This is a genomic window from Bradyrhizobium sp. NBAIM08, from assembly GCF_020193935.1.
GTDB classification, from domain to species: domain Bacteria; phylum Pseudomonadota; class Alphaproteobacteria; order Rhizobiales; family Xanthobacteraceae; genus Bradyrhizobium; species Bradyrhizobium yuanmingense.
Genome location: NZ_JADYVR010000976.1, coordinates 1 through 402 on the forward strand (window position 1 = coordinate 1; position 402 = coordinate 402).

General features: G+C 60.7%; 1 protein-coding gene. It reads right to left on the reverse strand.

The features are described 5' to 3' along the window. Positions 1–239: hypothetical protein (locus I6F37_RS43020; RefSeq protein ID WP_225154831.1), on the reverse strand; the 239-nt coding region annotated here is incomplete at its 3' end. Positions 240–402 lie beyond the last annotated feature (163 nt).

Here is a 402-nt window from a genome sequence, read left to right on the forward strand (position 1 = left end):
GGATCGAGCTTGCCGCTTTGGAGCGAAAGCATGAATTCGCGCTCCAGGCCGAATTCAACCACGAGGACTTCGTCGCTCTGCGACGATTCCCAGGCGGACAAGAGCGCGCCTTCGCCCGGCTGAAACACGGCTTCGGGAAAATGGGACGCGAGCTGGCGGCGAACCAAGGGAGCGTCTCCCTCCTCTGCTGCAAATTGCACCTTTATCTTCCCCGGCGTGCCAATGAGTTCAAAAGCCACGGGCTCCCGGCAAAGCGAGAGGCTGCGCAAGAATCTTTCGAATGCTTCGGTGCCGAGGTCGAGCTTCGCTGGAAGTGACGTCTGGAGTTCAACCAGAGGGTTGCGAAAAAGTTCCCTCGGTGCGGGCTCCTCCTCGGGTTCTGGTTCGGGGGGTGTGGAGGGC